Here is a 15,239-nt window from a genome sequence, read left to right as displayed (position 1 = left end):
GTTCCCTTTTAGACGCTGAGTATTTAAAACACAACAGAGGGATGGTTTGACAACCATCCCTCTGTGCTTATTATGCTAGTTATTGCCGGTTTGTGATCCGGAACCACTATAATAAGGAGAAAACAATGGCATTTGAAACCAGAGAAGAACTGCTTGAAAAATATATAGAAATGGACAAGCCTCATTGTCCCCATTGCGATAAACCCATGACCCTGTGGGAGATTCCGGCCATCAATTTTTCCGACGGCCTGGGCTGGCAGACCCCCTATCTGTTTGTCTGTTTTAACGATGACTGTCCTTCTTATAAGAAGGGATGGGAGCATATGGAAAAATCCATGGAGACCACCGCCTCCTACCGGTGCTTTTGCGAACCGGGCGCCGACCATTTTGAATACATGCCCGTGTTCAGTCCCTTCGGCGGCACCGGCTCTGTTCTGGATGATGCAGCCCTTGTGGCGGAACAAGGTAAAAAAGAGTTGCTGAAAAAGACCTTTTCCATTCTTACTGATTATTATATTTCCAAAGACTGGGATGAAATTTTAAAAATTTGCCTGGACCCCAATATTCCCGCCAAGGCGAGGCTGAAAGCGGTAGAAATGGTGGGAGAGTTAGGTGATGCCACGGCTGTGGAGCATCTGATCAATCATAAGTTCCCGACCCCGGTATTACAGGAAGGGGTTAAAAAATCCATTGAGCAGCTCCATGAACGCCATTTTACCAGGGAATGTCCCTTCTGTGCCGAGATTATTAAAAAGCGGGCCACTGTATGCAAACATTGTGGCAAGGATGTGCCAAAAGCATAAGGCTCGCAATCAAAACAAAACCATCCATATGACTTTCCTTCTAAGCCGTCTTCCGCGTTGCGTCACTGAGCATCAGGAACAATATGATTACAGTAACGCGTCTTGAAGGCGACTTAAAATTCTAAGGATCGCAGATTAAAACAGGAGAATTGATGCACACAAAAAAATGATGCCCGCGTTTGTGTGTGATGATGCAGTTAACCTGGAGGGTCTAATTTTCACCATTCCGGAAATTCAGACCCTGCTTGATTGAAATCGACGATTTGTCGTTATTTGTTGATTTTTTCCAGGTTGAAAGATCTGTAGATAATCATTTCACCGCTTTTTTTCTCAGGATCAAGGGGCGTGGCTTCAATTCCCTTTAGCAGCGCCTGGGCCTGGGTATGATTTGGAATGGCATCAAGTCCCTGTCCGATGGTTTTTCCTGTGCAGGCATCTTTGATAATAGCATCTCTGGCATCAGTAGATACGGCAAAGGGAACGATGTGGTCATAGAGCAGCCTGGCTCCGGCCAGGATTTCCCTTTCATAGGATCCAATGGACCCTGCCACACAGGTGATGGCCATAAAGGGGCGGTCTTCCACGCTTACAATGAGATCAATCACGGATGGATAGTCTTCGCCCTTGAACTGCACGGTTAACGGGACGTCCACAAGAATATCTGATTTGGCATATCCTTTGGTTTCCACCAGGAATTTTTCAAAAATCTGGCGGCTGGCCTCAGCGCCGACATTGTCTATCTCTTTGCCGGTAATATAGTCGGTAACTTGATCAAGTATCATAATTTATAAACTGTTAAATTGAAAAATCATTATTAATATTATTTAATTTTATGTCTAAACGAAAATCTATACATTTTGTCGAGTGCAAGGCGGGCGGCAAAATTGACAGTTTCCGGTTGGGCACTATTTACCCTGGATCAGACATTGACCTGTCATTTCTAAAGGCTGCTCTATTCCAAGAACTTGGAGTATGGTAGGCGCAATATCTCCAAGTTTGCCGTCCATCAGCGTAATGGTTGGAGCTCGTTTGGCGGCAACAATAAACCTCACCGGATTTAAGGTATGGGCAGTATAGGGTGACCCGTCTTGGGCCAGCATCTGTTCAGAGTTGCCGTGGTCTGCCGTGATAAAAGCAGTGCCGCCAGTTTCCCAGATGGCTTCCACCACTTTTTTTACACACCTGTCCACGGTTTCGCATGCCTTTACCGCCGCATCAAATATACCAGTATGACCCACCATGTCCATGTTGGCAAAGTTAAGCACCACAAATTGAAATTTGCCTGAACTGATCTGCTCGCAAGCTTTGTCCGCCACTTTGTCTGCACTCATTTCAGGCTTCTGGTCATAGGTGTCCACATCCCGGGGAGAGGGGATGAGTATGCGCTCTTCTCCGTCAAAAATTGCCTCATCACCACCGTTGAAAAAATAGGTGACATGGGCGTACTTTTCAGTCTCTGCAATGCGAAGTTGGGGGATTTCATTTTCGCTTAGGATCTGCCCGAAAATTTTGTCCAGGTGTTGAGGGCCAAAGGCTACCGGCAGGTCAAAGTGCTCGTCATACTGGGTCATGCATACAAAATTAATAGGTGCAGGATTTGCCGTGCGCTGAAATCCGTTAAAGTTTTTTTCCGTGAACGCCCGGGTGATCTCTTTTGCCCGGTCTGCCCGGAAGTTAAAAAAAATGACACCGTCCCCTTCTTCAACATTTCCTTCATTACCCGGACAAAAGTATACCGGTTTGATGAATTCATCGGTTTCTTTCCTGTCATAGGCGGCCTGGATGGCCTGGGCAGGAGTCTGATCCGAAGCATCAACACCTTTGCCTTGGGTATAAAGTTCAAAGGCTTTTTGTACCCGTTCCCAGCGCGTGTCCCTGTCCATGGCCCAGAAGCGCCCTGTCATGGTGGCCACCTTTCCTGTGCCAAGGTCATGGATTTTTTCGTCAAGCTGTTTTAGAAAATCAATACCTGATGTGGGAGAGGTGTCCCGGCCGTCCATGATGGGGTGGATATAAAGCTTTGTAATGCCCTTATCCTTTGCCATTTTTATTAAAGCAAACAGGTGATTGATGTGGGAGTGGACTCCGCCATCGGAAAGCAATCCCAAAAGATGAAGGCTTTTGCCGGCCTGTTTGACCTTGTCCATGATTGAAACGAGCGCCGGGGTAGAGGAAAAATTATTATCCCGGATGGCCGTGTTGATCCGGACAAAATCCTGGGCCACGATTCTACCGGCCCCGATGTTCATATGCCCCACCTCGGAGTTGCCCATAGTGCCGTCAGGAAGGCCCACGGCCTCACCGCAACATTTAAGCGTTGTGCTTGGAAAGTCGACCAGAAGCGTGTCCAAAAACGGTGTATTGGCCGCAGCTACGGCATTGCCTGTTTCCGATAGACTGATGCCCCATCCGTCAAGAATCATCAAAATATTGACCGGCTGTTGTTCAGAACCCATCGTCATCCTCCATATCTGTTGGTGTCTGGGTATTAAATTCACTCAGATCAACCTGTTCGGCATCGCTCCACAGTCCTTCAAGGTCGTAAAACGCTTTGGCATCTGATTCGAAAACATGGATGATCAGGTGCCCGAAATCCAGAAGCGCCCACTGGCCCTCCTTGACGCCTTCTACGCCGGTTGCCTTTCTTTTTGTGCCTTTAAGGGATTTTATAATATGTTCGGAAAGGGAGGTTACCTGCCTGCTTGATCCAGCCTCTACAATGACCACCATGTCTGTGTAGGAGGTGAGTTTACCAACCATTAGTGCGGTTACGCTTTTGGGTTTCCGGTCAAATATTGGGGCAAGATAGGGGATATATTCCTTTTCAAGGGCGATCATTTATATAAATCCTTTGTTCTGATAAAAGTCTCAACATCTTCAGGTACAAGGCCTGAGATCGATTTGCCGGATTTGATTCGATTCCGTATCTGTGTCGATGAAATATCAATCCTTGGAACAGTGCAGATGCGGATGGGAAAAAGCCGGTCATGGATAAAAATATTATCGTTTTTAAGTTTGTAGCCTTTTGAAACGTGTTCGTCAATAAAGGATGCAAAAGGTCCCATGCCGGTTCTTTCACCGCGTTGCATCACGATCACGGGCAGTGCCCCAAAAATTTTATGGGCCTGTTTCCAAGAGGGTGTGTCAAAAAAAGCATCGGAACCTAACAGCAGATGAAAACGGGTGTGGCTGCCAAAGATGGTTTTGAACTGGGAGATGGTATCAATGGTAAATGATGGACCTGTGCGTTGCAGTTCAATGTCGGACACCCGAAACCCTTTCAGATCTTTAACGGCGCTTTTAACCATGGTAAGTCGGTCCCGGGCGGAGGCCAGGTTCAGGTTCGGTTTGTGGGGGGGCAGGGCAGACGGGTAAAGGATGATTGTGTCAAAGGCGTACTGTGCCTTAACATATTGGATAACACCTAAATGGCCGTTGTGGATCGGATTGAATGTGCCGCCGAAAAGTCCTGCCTTCATCTTGGCTGTGTCCGTTAAACGTTGCCCTGCACGATTACTTGTCTTCAGGTGCTAATGCTTGAAGAAGTTGAGCCAGGTGTTTGATCAAAGGTTTAACGCCTTCGCCCGTAGCTGCGGAAATGGTAAAAATAGTTTGATCAGGCAAAGCGTCTTTAAAGGCCTCAACCCGGTTTTTTGTGCCCGTGAGATCAAGTTTATTGAGCACTACAACTTGGGTTTTGTTTGCCAGGGTATCGCTGTGCATTGACAGTTCATTGTTGATAAGCTGAAACTGTGCCAACGGATTTTCCGGATCAATGTCGCCGGAATCAATAAGATGTACCAGAATACCGGTACGTTCAATGTGTTTAAGAAATTTTATCCCAAGCCCCACCCCTTCATGGGCACCTTCTATCAATCCGGGAATGTCAGCCACGGCAAAGGGTTCGCCAAAGGGCGCTTCCACCATGCCAATGGTGGGATTCAGTGTGGTAAAGGGATAGTCAGCGATTTTGGGTCGGGCCGCGGACATGGCCGAAATCAGGGTGGACTTGCCTGCGTTGGGCAGGCCCACAAGCCCTACATCCGCCATGAGTTTGAGTTCCAAACGAAGCTTCATCTCAACGCCCGGGATTCCGGGTTGGGCAAATCTGGGTACCCTGTTGGTGGATGAGGCAAACCGTTTATTGCCCCGTCCGCCCATACCGCCCTGGGCCACAACTATTTCTTTGTCGGGATCGGTAAGGTCTGCAATAACCTGTGAAGTTTGGGCATCAAAGACAATGGTACCGGGTGGAAGTGTCAGAATGCAATGGCTACCGTTTTTGCCATGTTTCTGCCGCCCGAGGCCGGAGGCTCCGTTTTTTGCACTTAAGCGTTTTTGGCGGCGATATTCATACAGGGTCCGTTTGGAAGGATCCACCCGAAGGATGACATCCCCCCCATCGCCGCCGTCTCCGCCGTCAGGCCCACCTTTTTCAATGAAACGCTCACGCCGGAAACTGACGCACCCTGCACCGCCGCTTCCGGACCTGATCGTAACAATGGCCTCATCAACAAATTTCACGCGTCATATACACTGACTTTTTTTCTGTCACGACCTTTTCGTTCAAAGGTCACGACACCGTCAATTTTGGCAAAAAGGGTAAAGTCTTTGCCCATACCGACATTGTTGCCGGGATGAATTCTGGTGCCACACTGCCTGATAATAATATTACCGGCGACGACTTGCTCTCCGCCGAATTTTTTTACGCCCCGCCGTTGGGCGTTTGAATCACGACCGTTTTTTGAACTGCCTGCTGCTTTTTTATGTGACATGTCTCTCTCTCTTTTACTAACACGTTACAAATTTAATATACCTTGAGGATAAAAAATAAGGACAAACACTTAAGCTGAAATGGAATCAATTCTGATTTCAGTGTAATGCTGTCTATGGCCCCTCATTCTCCGGTAGCCTTTGCGTCGCTTGTATTTAAATACAAGCTGTTTTTTGCTCCGGCCCTGTTCCACGATCAACGCTTTGACGCTTGCACTCTCAATCTGGGGCGCACCTAAGGTTACGGTCTCACCATCGGAGTATAAAAGGATATCGTTAAATTCGATTTTTGATCCTTCGCTACCCTCAAGTTTTTCAACTTTCAAAACCTGATCTTCGTGGACCTTGTATTGTTTGCCCCCGGTTCTGATTACTGCATACATGGGTTTATCTCCTTACAATCTGACATCATATATCGGGTACCTAAAAAAACTCTGCATACTATAACTATTTGTCTGTATTGTCAATTTATTTTTGATTTTTATATGAACCCGGCCATAGTGGTTTTAATCCTGTCTATTGTTTGAAGATCCGGCTTAAATGGTATTTCCGGCATCTTCGGCAGGGGCAACTCATGGGTCCCGTTGAAAGGCGTGTCCTTTATTTTCATATTGTATGCCATCACCATCAACGATTCCAGGTTAACGACATCCTCAATATTATAGGCCAAAAGGGTTTCTAAAGCCTTCTTATTTTTGTTCTGCTGATAATCATACCATAAGAAAACAGCAAAATAACCATCAACCCCATCCAGATCACCACGGTCTAATCCCAGAGCCTTTTCACAGCGTTTCAAACCACCGGAATATCCTAAACTTTTTAGAACATACCTCAAATCTATGTGGGCTTGATTCAGTTGAATTCCGAATTGATCTTCGATAAACGGCACATCAAACGTTTTACCGTTGTACGTAACTATGACATTGTAATTTTGAATGTCTTCTATGAATTCTTCAAGATTTTGCCCCTGTATATAATATCTGATATTTTTCCCGTCATAGAGTGCAATTGTTGTAATCTCAAAACCATACAGCTTAAGACCTGTTGTCTCTATATCGATGAATGCTGTGGACTTTCGGAATTCATTGAATAGGCGCTAGTGTTCCTTTGCGGGTAAAAGATCTGCAAAATAGATGGGGTTATTGTTTTCAAGATGATTAAAAGATTCACGCGTGTGTGCAGCAATAGTCTCAAAACGTTTGGGTGAGATTTTCAAAGTATTTTCAGATTTAATATGTTGCCAGTTTAATAATCCGGATGCCCATAACTGTTCTTCTGTTACCGCCCCAATACCTGGTATATGTTGAAATGAGTTCGTCAACATTGATTTTTTTGTTACGCCTTTTTAACAACGGAACATTTAAGGTACATGGCGCCAAACCCTGGGATCTTACAGGAAATATCATGGCCATTTACAGGCTCATCAAGAAGTTTGATATTTTTAACCTTGGTGCCTAATTTCATTGTGTCTTTTCCGGCCTTAAGATCTTTGATGGTGGTAACCGTATCGCCATCCTGCAAAGGGTTGCCATTGGCATCGCGGAATTGTGGTGCATCTTCCGTGGGTGTATCAGACGCCTGATCAGGTGTCCATTCATGGGAGCATTCAGGGCATATCCACAACATGCCATCGGGATAGGCATAAGGTGAATTACATTTGGGACAGATATTTTCTTGAGCTGACATAGCAAAATTCCTGGTTGATTGTATAAATTGGTTTAAAATATTTTCTCATGTAGTGAAACACTTATCACGATGAAAGGCAAATGCAGACTTCATCATTTATATATGGGGATCGGTACTTGCTTTTTTGTTTAAAGAAATATCAAACGTTTTTAAACGTCTCGAATATTACTGTCTCCCTGATATACACACAAGATATTGTGTATATCAGGGGGGCTCAATTTGAGTCAAATAGTTTTTGCCAAATTGTTAAATGTGCGTCCATAAATTTTGGGTAGAGTAGATCCTCGGCTGCCTGCCGATGGTTTCAGGAACTTTTTTATAGGTATTCCACGCAGGCTTTAACTTTGGATTCAAGGCTTCGATAGGTCTTCAACTTATAAAATTATTTGGGTGATTTTTGGGTGATTTTTGGGTGATTTTTGGGTGATTTTTGGGTCTAAAGCAGCCGGAATAAACCGGTCCTTTTCCGGATGAAATGCTGCGGGGCAGGCCTGGATAAATGCCTCTACCTGCTTTGTGGGTCCATCATGAATCAGGGTCAACGCATAATACCTGAACAGAAGCCATGGGTCTGTGTCCGGGTTTTCAAGTCTTTCTGCGATGGGGGGGGCTGGGTCAAGGTTTTGGAACCGTTCCCTAAGCTGCATATGCTCCTGCTGGGTGAGATGTCGGATAATCCGGCATTTTATAGGCTGATCCTGAATATAGGCACATATGGCGGCAAGAAAAAAAGATATACTGCAGGTCCTTGCCCGTGCAACGATATCTTTTTTTGTAAACCGGACATGGTCAAGGATTTCGATTTTCATGGCTGTCTGCTTGTCGGAAGAAAGGTCATGGAAACGCGCGGCAGACAGATACCTGTTTTTTATTCGTTTGACCACCGAAGGCGTCAGACTTTTTCTTTTCAGCCGTGCTTTGTCTGAAAAAATATCAAAATATTCCCTGATGCTTCTCATGCCCGGGGGGGTCAGTTCATCCCGGCCATTATCAAAAAGAATGTTTTCCACCTGAACATCCAAAAGCCCAGGTAAAATGGAAAAACCCTGTTCAGTGACCACTTCAAGGGGTTTGAAATAATCCACTAAAAGGGCAGGGCGGCCAATTTTTTTTCTGGGGATAAACGTGGTTTTGGCCGTGAGCCTGATTTTTTTATGGCCAAAGGGGTGCAATGCACTGGTAAATGCCGGGATGATGGCAAAACATCCGTCCAGGGAAATTTCAGTGCCGTAGCCGTCTGTAATGGAGGGCTTGACCGTGGCAAAATCTTCATCCAGACCGGCCGGAATCAGAAGATCGGCAGTGGCATGTTGTTTGGTGAAAACTTGTCCCATCTGTTTTTCAAAATACCGTATCCTGTCCCGGTTGCGGTCGGTCAGGCTTACAGACATGGGGATACCGGCCTTTATCAGGGCTTTTGCAAGGTCGCCTTTCCCCCTTGGTATTTTAGTCAGCAGACTGAATTGGCAGGTTTTTCCGAGACGGCTCAGTACATGGGTGATGTCATGGGGAAAATCACACCAATCCAAAGGGTCTGATCCGCCGTAAAGGGCTAAGTCCTTGTTCCCATGTGCTATAAATGTATCAATAAATGCATTCACGGCAGCGAAGCTGAAATGACGCCGGACTTTTGGCAAAGCCCACTCATTACAGCGGCGGCAGAAATTGGAGCAGCCCGAAGTCATCTGAAAGGTAATGGCCTCACTAAATATATAAGGACGCTGCCAGGGGACAAGGTCCAGGCCTTTTTCCCACGTTTCATATGCCATGTGGCCGGGATCAGCCTGGCGGACTTTATCTGCAAGCAAATTTTTAAGATGTTGTGTCTGTTGTTTTAAACCAGTTGCCTTATCAAGCAGATGTTTGTGCCGGATAAGGGCGGTCAGTGTCTGGCGTAAATACTTTTCATCAGTTTCTCCGATCTCGGGATTTTTTGCCTTGTCCGTGGCATAACCAATTAGAGTTTTGAGCTGATTTGTATTTTTTGAAAAAAGGGCTGCAAGAATTTTGTTTTTTAAGTCTTCAACGAGAGAATTCGGTGTGATAATAATATTTTGAATAACAGAAAAACTCAAAAGTAATTCCTTAACAAAGATCCGTGTTTGGACGAAAAGTTGCCCAGATGCAAGGCGCAGAAGAATTTGTAATCGGAGCATACTAAAGTATGTGAGGGTTGTAAATTTTGCTGCAACCCGCAGATGGGTGACTTTTCGTTCAAACACTAAATATAAAGGGGGCTTTTATGAAAAAGCCCCCTTTAATAATATCAGCTAAATATCGCAGATGAACGTTTTTAAACTACCCGCGAACTTCTTCTTTAACTGTGGTGGCAAGTTTGTACAGGATGGTCAGTACAAAAAAGCCTGCGCCGTATACACCCATGGCAATAATCCCTTCCTGGAGTGTGGGTGCATATTCATTAACGTGATGCAGCGGAGAAGGAACAAAACCACCGGCGATCATGCCAAGCGCCTTGTCGATCCAGGCACCGAAAAATATCATGGCACAGGTGACAGGTAACAGGGCGCGATTGTTTCTCAGTTTGGGAATCAACAGGAATATGGCGCCTAAACCCATAAGGATAAGGGCGCTCCACATCCAGGGTACCATCATGTTGTGGCCGTGCAGACCGAACAGCAGGTACTGCATATGGGACAAATGACCGGGGATGCCAGAGTAGTAAACCACGAAAACTTCACAAGCAAAGAAGAACAGGTTGGCAATGATGGCGTAGCAGACAATTTTTGACAAGGTCTGCATAGCTTCCCAGCCTGGATCAAACTTAGTGAATTTTTTGATAATGTAACAAAGGATGATCAGAAACGCAGGACCTGCAGCAAATGCAGAGGCAAGGAATCTGGGGGCCAGAATCGCCGTCAACCAGTAACCACGACCGGGCAGACCGCAGTACAGATATGCAGTTACTGTATGGATGCCGATGGCAAAGGGGATGGAGAGATACACAAGGGGTTTGGTCCACCACACCGGTTCTATCTGGTTTCTTTCGGCTTCAAGCACCTTCCAGCCCACAACAATGTTTAAAAACAGATACCCGTTGAGAACAATCATGTCCCAAAAGAGCATGGAGTGGGGAGTGGGGTACAAGAGCACATTCAGCATACGGATGGGTTGGCCTAAGTCCACAACGATGAACAGCAGGCACATGACCAGGCAGGCAACTGCCAGGAATTCACCTAAGATCGTGATTCTGTGGAACCGTTCATAATCATGCAGGTAATATGGGATAACCACCATAACACCACCTGCGGCAACACCCACAAGAAAGGTGAAATTGGCAATGTAAAATCCCCAGGAGACGTCCCGGCTCATGCCCGTGATCACCAGACCGTTCAGGAACTGATCAGCGTAGGCAATGGCGCCTGCACCCATGACAGCGAGCAAAAGGGCAATCCACAACCAATATTTTTTACTTCCTTTAATAGCTATCTCAAGCATAGTCGCCTCTCTTAAACGATGTAGTAAACACTGGGTTCGGTACCCAGGGATTGTTTACGTCTGATTGTATAATGTTCGGCCAGAAGGCTTCTGATTTCAGAATCAGGATCTTCCAGGTCTCCGACAACGATGGCGCCTTCGCTTGCTTCCACACAATGGGGCTGCTCACCTTTGGCCAACCGTTCGGCGCACAGGTTGCATTTTTCAACCACACCCTTTGTACGGGTAGGGAAATCCGGGTCTGTCTCTTCAATGAAGGGCCGCGGATCCGTAAAGTTGAAATTCCTTGAACCGTATGGACAGGCCGCCATGCAGAACCGGCAGCCAATGCAGCGGTGGTAGTCCATAAGCACGATGCCATCTTCTCGTTTGAACGTTGCCTGGGTCGGGCATGCCTGGACACAAGGCGGGTTTTTACAATGGTTGCAGGTCACCAGGAAGGGAAGATCATGGAATTTTTCAGCTAAGAACTCGTCTTCCTTGTCCGGAAAAGCATAGTGGAAATGTTCGTCCCAGATCCATTTAATTTCCTGCCCATCCCTGGCCGGGCGATTGCCGGAATATTTTTCAGCATCCGGTTCAATGTTGAAATCCGGTACGTTATGGGATTTATGACAGGCTTTTTTGACAGCTTCAACAACTTCTTCGGTCAGCTTGGAAGTATCAATGACCATACCCCAGCGTTTGGCATGCAGGGCCTCTTCGTTTTTCGCTGTTTTCGGTTGGGTGCTGCCGTGGGAGTCTGATGCGGCAAGATTCATTACCGGAGCAGCACCCATTCCGATGGCAGCAATACCCGCTACTTTAAGAAAGCTTCTTCTGCTCTTTATCATCATTCAATCTCCTTGGGGTTGGTGTGACAATCCCAGCAATAGGGGCTCACAGAGGCATAGTCGTGGCAGCTGTCACAAAATTTCGCTTTATCTTCATGGCAGCCCAGGCAGGAGTTTTCACCTGTGGACAGGCTCATGTTAAAGGTCTCGTCGTTGGTTCCGGTGTATTTGCGGTCGCCGGTGCGCACAACAGAATCACGCCACACATCCAGCAAGTACATATGCTCTGCCCGCATTTCATATTTGTCCAGAACACATTTCTTGACTGTTGCTGCTTTTCCAAGCAGTTCCGGTTTAGGCGCTGCCTGTGTGCTTGTGATCAAGTTGAACCAGAACGGAGAAAGAACGGCGAGCACAAATAACACAAGTCCTGCCATAATCATATTTTTACTCATCTTATTCCTCCTCTACCCCGGGCAGGGGTTCCATTCTCAGGTCCTCGGTTCTTTTCTTTTCACCCGGTAGAATCAACGCATTGCCCACAAGTTCGTGAACGCCGATGACATCGACTTCAGGCACCCAGTACTCACACATGGTGGGAAGTGCTGCTCTGTCAATGGCGCAGATGGTGGCTAAAGAATTGACCCCGAATTTCTCATGAACATATTTAACAGCATTGGCCCGGGGAAGGGCACCGGCCATTCTCAATTCAATATTTTCGCCGGCATTGAGCCCGGCACCTGAACCGCAGCAGAAGGTCTGTTCACGGATGGTATTGGGTGGCATTTCATAAAAATGGTCTGCACATGCCTTGATACAATACCTGGGCTCGTCCAGAATTCCCATGCCACGCGCAGGGTTGCAGGAGTCGTGGAAGGTCAGGATCCGGTTGGCATTGCGGCTCTTGTCAAGTTCCAGCTTGCCGTGCTTGATCAGGTCGGCTGTGAATTCGCAGATGTGAACCATCTTGGTGGACGCGGCATTGTCAAACCGGGTGCCCGTGATGGGGTTCACCGGCACTTCAAGGAAATCGGCAGGGCCGTTCATGGTGTCCATATACTGGTTAATAACCCGCCACATATGACCGCATTCCCCGCCCAGAATCCACTTGACGCCCAGACGTTTGGCTTCGACGTACATTTTGGCGTTGAGTCGTTTCATGGTCTCATGGGAGGTGAAGAACCCGAAGTTACCACCTTCAGAGGCATAGGTTGACCAAGTGACATCCAGTCCGTATTTCTCTTTGAGATATTTGAACAGGATCAGATAGCCCTGACAGGTATAGGTGCCGGGATCGGCAAATACGTCACCTGAAGGCGTAACAAAAAGGATATCTGCGCCTTTTTTCTGGTACTGGGGCGTACAGTCAACCCCTGTGATCTCTTCGATGTCTTCGACAAAGAAATCGAGCATGTCTTTGAAGGCGTGGGGCTGGATGCCTAAATGGTTGCCGGTCTTGTAACAGTTGGAAACCGGTGTGGCAATCCAGTCAATATTCAGGCCCAAAAGATTGAGCAACTCACGGCCTATGATTGTGATTTCGGCCGTGTCAATGCCGTAGGGGCAGAACACTGAACAGCGCCGGCATTCCGTACACTGAAAAAAGTAGTACCACATCTCCTTGAGTGCTTCCAAGCTCATTTCCCTGGAACCTAACAGGCGCTTGCCTCCTGGGATATTTTTCAGGAGCTTACCGGCAAAGGTGAAATCATTGCGGTAAATAGACCGCAGCAATTCGGCCCGCAGTACCGGCATGTTTTTGGGATCGCCGGTTCCCAGGAAAAAATGGCATTTGTCTGCACAGACGCCGCAGCGCACGCAGATGTCCATGAATATTTTAAATGTACGGAAACGCTCCAGCCGTTCCTTGATCCCTTCGTGCAGAATTTCTTGCCAGTTTTCCGGCAGTTTCCAGTCTTCGTCTGTGGGATTCCACGATCTTGCATAAGGAAGGCCCAAAGTCTCAACACTTTCCGGTTTGGCCGCATAGCAGTACATGCCCGGCCGGATCTGAACGGATTTTGTGGTGTCAAGCCAGTTGCGGGACTTGGAGTTAGACCGGGGATGAAAGTTAATTTTGTCTAATGCTTCATCCGGTGTAAGTTCGTCAGCCATCTATCACTCCTTTTTATCCACCGGCAGGCCGGCTTCAATCATTTTGTCTCTGAAGTGGTCCTCATACTGTTCATACGTATGGATGGGCACGTCATAGTTCCAGGGGTTAATATGCCGTTTGGCCCGGCTGTTGTTGGCCATGTTCCGTGTGGGGCTTAAAAAGACGCCGCCCATGTGCATCAGTTTGCTCATGGGGAAATAGGCAAACAGGATACTCACAAGGAAAAGATGGCCGTAGAACAGCCCGCCGACTTCTTCGGGAATGTGGGGGTGGAAGGTAACCAATCCCATGGTCATTTCCTTGATGCCAATGATATCCACTTTAGTAAAATAACGCATGGCAATTCCGGTGGCGGCAATGCCGATGATCAGGAACAAGGGGAAATAATCAGCAGCTTGGGAGATATAACTGACTTTTGCATCAAGAACTCTGCGGCTTAAAAGGAAAAGCGTTGCCAGAAGAAGGACAGGCCCGGAAACGAACAGCCCGGGAAGACCAAGTTGTATAATGCCGTCCATATTTTCCAGCAACTGAATGAATCCGGGAACAGGCGCAGTGAAAAATCTTAAGTGCCTGAGAAGAACTACCAGGAATGCGTAGTGGAATGCAAGCGCACCTACCCACAGAAAAATTTCCCAGGAATAAGTGAGTTTGTTGGAAGCATTTCGGTTAAACGCCGCCTTTGTATTTCTGAACAATGACCTGAAAGTAAAAATTTCCAGGAGCATTCTTACAAAAACGCCGGCTGATGTGTTCGGGTTGTCAATGGTGTTCTGTTTAATCCATGGCAAAGATTTCTGCTGGCCGCAGGTTGTAGGAATCCTAAACGGCACGGCAGAGGCTGCCCATCCCTTGACTTTGATCACAAAGCCAATCAGGAATGCGGCAATTGCCAAGTACGGAATCAGTACACCAAAGACCACCTGAAGCCCAAGTCCCTCAACCCCTGTGTACGCCAACAGGAAGAGCAGAAAGACAGCAGTAAGGGGGATCAAGTACCTTTGATTCATGTTATAACCACCTCATTATTTTATGTATGACCCGATAATATCGCGCCATACATGTTAAGATTGTTTGGAGCCTAAGAGGTCTTCCTCTGACAGCTCCGCTACTAAACCTGCCCTTTCAAAGGCCCGATGGATGCGTCGTTTGCTCTCCGTGGCCTTTAAAAGGAAAACATCCTCTCTACATTTCATGTACCGGTTGAAAGCAGCCAGGGCAATTTCGTCCACCAGGCGATAAAATTTTATCATATCTGCCTTTTCAATGACGCTTTCTCCGATTTCCTTCAATGCAAACACAAAACTTACGGCATTTGCAGGGTCGAATGCCTGAACAGCACGAATCCGAATAACCGGATCCAGGGCTTTTTCAAGACTTTCCCTGCTGAAGTTTTCTGTAATAAGGTTTAAAACTTCTTCAAGGGTTTCCCTGGTTATGCCTCCTATAGGATTATCAAAACGATCGGATTTTTTGCCCAAAATCCTTGCAGATTCTGCAGGATAGGTATTGATGGTGGCATGAAACCAACTGTCCAGCAGTTGATCCCGGTTTTTTTCTATAGTTTTTTTCAATGTATAGTAATCTTTAATTTATAATATTTATAAAATGTCAACGGGTTATTTTGCGCAA

Annotated in this window: 18 protein-coding genes; 1 reads left to right on the top strand and 17 read right to left on the bottom strand. The window is 46.7% G+C overall.

Features of this window, described 5'->3' with window-relative positions; all coding sequences use genetic code 11:
• Positions 1-125 precede the first annotated feature (125 nt).
• Positions 126-803, top strand: coding sequence for a zinc ribbon domain-containing protein (locus EYB58_RS20795; RefSeq protein WP_111956065.1), 678 nt, complete (start codon positions 126-128; stop codon positions 801-803).
• Between the two features lie 269 nt (positions 804-1,072).
• On the opposite strand, the gene EYB58_RS20790 is transcribed toward EYB58_RS20795, so the two are convergent.
• The 17 genes from EYB58_RS20790 to EYB58_RS20715 form a co-directional block, all read right to left on the bottom strand.
• Positions 1,073-1,585: a type I restriction enzyme HsdR N-terminal domain-containing protein gene (locus EYB58_RS20790; RefSeq protein ID WP_111956067.1), complete on the bottom strand. Its 513-nt coding sequence runs from the start codon at positions 1,583-1,585 to the stop codon at positions 1,073-1,075.
• A 123-nt stretch (positions 1,586-1,708) separates the two neighbouring features.
• Positions 1,709-3,259, bottom strand: a complete 1,551-nt coding sequence (gpmI, locus tag EYB58_RS20785) for a 2,3-bisphosphoglycerate-independent phosphoglycerate mutase (protein WP_111956069.1) — start codon at positions 3,257-3,259, stop codon at positions 1,709-1,711.
• Entirely contained in the window at positions 3,249-3,641 is a 393-nt protein-coding gene (gene rsfS / locus EYB58_RS20780) for a ribosome silencing factor (protein ID WP_111956071.1), read from the bottom strand. The genes gpmI and rsfS overlap by 11 nt, the downstream gene beginning before the upstream one ends.
• Complete coding sequence (gene nadD, locus EYB58_RS20775) at positions 3,638-4,282, bottom strand: nicotinate-nucleotide adenylyltransferase (protein ID WP_111956073.1); 645 nt, start codon at positions 4,280-4,282, stop codon at positions 3,638-3,640. Before nadD ends, rsfS begins: the two co-directional genes overlap by 4 nt.
• 34 nt (positions 4,283-4,316) lie before the next feature.
• Positions 4,317-5,327, bottom strand: a complete 1,011-nt coding sequence (obgE, locus tag EYB58_RS20770) for a GTPase ObgE (RefSeq protein ID WP_111956075.1) — start codon at positions 5,325-5,327, stop codon at positions 4,317-4,319.
• A complete protein-coding gene (rpmA, locus tag EYB58_RS20765) occupies positions 5,324-5,578 on the bottom strand; it encodes a 50S ribosomal protein L27 (protein ID WP_111956077.1) in 255 nt (84 codons plus the stop codon). Before rpmA ends, obgE begins: the two co-directional genes overlap by 4 nt.
• Positions 5,579-5,647: 69 nt before the next feature.
• A complete protein-coding gene (gene rplU / locus EYB58_RS20760; RefSeq protein WP_111956079.1) occupies positions 5,648-5,959 on the bottom strand; it encodes a 50S ribosomal protein L21 in 312 nt (103 codons plus the stop codon).
• Positions 5,960-6,057: 98 nt separating this feature from the next.
• Complete coding sequence (locus tag EYB58_RS24290; RefSeq protein WP_278186448.1) at positions 6,058-6,630, bottom strand: ribonuclease H-like domain-containing protein; 573 nt, start codon at positions 6,628-6,630, stop codon at positions 6,058-6,060.
• Between the two features lie 42 nt (positions 6,631-6,672).
• Complete coding sequence (locus tag EYB58_RS24285) at positions 6,673-6,900, bottom strand: hypothetical protein (RefSeq protein WP_242637460.1); 228 nt, start codon at positions 6,898-6,900, stop codon at positions 6,673-6,675.
• 11 nt (positions 6,901-6,911) lie between these two features.
• Entirely contained in the window at positions 6,912-7,262 is a 351-nt protein-coding gene (locus tag EYB58_RS20750; RefSeq protein WP_111956081.1) for a zinc ribbon domain-containing protein YjdM, read from the bottom strand.
• A 374-nt stretch (positions 7,263-7,636) separates the two neighbouring features.
• Entirely contained in the window at positions 7,637-9,337 is a 1,701-nt protein-coding gene (locus tag EYB58_RS20745; protein WP_242637459.1) for a hypothetical protein, read from the bottom strand.
• 223 nt (positions 9,338-9,560) lie between these two features.
• Entirely contained in the window at positions 9,561-10,718 is a 1,158-nt protein-coding gene (gene dsrP, locus EYB58_RS20740) for a sulfate reduction electron transfer complex DsrMKJOP subunit DsrP (protein WP_111956083.1), read from the bottom strand.
• Between the two features lie 11 nt (positions 10,719-10,729).
• Positions 10,730-11,554 (bottom strand): sulfate reduction electron transfer complex DsrMKJOP subunit DsrO, encoded by an 825-nt coding sequence (gene dsrO / locus EYB58_RS20735; protein WP_111956085.1) that lies wholly within the window; start codon positions 11,552-11,554, stop codon positions 10,730-10,732.
• Positions 11,551-11,946 (bottom strand): sulfate reduction electron transfer complex DsrMKJOP subunit DsrJ, encoded by a 396-nt coding sequence (dsrJ, locus tag EYB58_RS20730; RefSeq protein WP_111956087.1) that lies wholly within the window; start codon positions 11,944-11,946, stop codon positions 11,551-11,553. The genes dsrO and dsrJ overlap by 4 nt, the downstream gene beginning before the upstream one ends.
• Before the next feature lies 1 nt (position 11,947).
• Positions 11,948-13,606, bottom strand: a complete 1,659-nt coding sequence (gene dsrK, locus EYB58_RS20725; protein WP_111956089.1) for a sulfate reduction electron transfer complex DsrMKJOP subunit DsrK — start codon at positions 13,604-13,606, stop codon at positions 11,948-11,950.
• A gap of 3 nt (positions 13,607-13,609) precedes the next feature.
• Positions 13,610-14,617, bottom strand: a complete 1,008-nt coding sequence (gene dsrM / locus EYB58_RS20720) for a sulfate reduction electron transfer complex DsrMKJOP subunit DsrM (RefSeq protein WP_111956091.1) — start codon at positions 14,615-14,617, stop codon at positions 13,610-13,612.
• 54 nt (positions 14,618-14,671) lie between these two features.
• A complete protein-coding gene (locus EYB58_RS20715; protein WP_111956093.1) occupies positions 14,672-15,181 on the bottom strand; it encodes an RsbRD N-terminal domain-containing protein in 510 nt (169 codons plus the stop codon).
• Positions 15,182-15,239 lie beyond the last annotated feature (58 nt).

The sequence above is a fragment of the Desulfobacter hydrogenophilus genome (assembly GCF_004319545.1).
Taxonomy (GTDB): Bacteria; Desulfobacterota; Desulfobacteria; order Desulfobacterales; family Desulfobacteraceae; genus Desulfobacter; species Desulfobacter hydrogenophilus.
Note: the sequence above shows the minus strand (reverse complement) of the source record. Positions and strands in the feature narration are given on the sequence as shown.